This is a genomic window from Vibrio sp. 10N.261.52.A1 (assembly GCF_002876325.1).
Taxonomy (GTDB): Bacteria; Pseudomonadota; Gammaproteobacteria; order Enterobacterales; family Vibrionaceae; genus Vibrio; species Vibrio chagasii.
The window spans coordinates 1-273 of record NZ_MCYD01000442.1; the positions used below are offsets into that span (position 1 = coordinate 1).

Annotated in this window: 1 pseudogene; it reads left to right on the top strand. The window is 45.1% G+C overall.

Annotated elements, in window-relative coordinates:
* Positions 1-219: pseudogene (locus BCT81_RS05275) on the top strand (hypothetical protein); the annotation flags it as partial.
* Between the last annotated feature and the right edge of the window lie 54 nt (positions 220-273).

The window sequence follows — 273 nt, forward strand, 5'->3', positions numbered from 1 at the left end:
GCCGATGGCACTCTAACGGAGTACCGTTTGTTTGACCGCTTTAAAACTGTAGGGCAGTGGCAGTTAAAAGACGGCTTATTGCACGTTGAGATTACTAAAGGCGACAACCGATATGAATTCGCGGTTGTAGCTCGAGCAGACCTTAATATTCACTCAGCGGTGGAGTATAAGAACAGCGAGCTGCATTCGTACCTGAAGCTGGTGCAAGTTGAGCGTTAACTTCTTTTGTCGAGCTTACTAAAGAGATAGACCTTCCAAAAAGCAAAAAGCAAA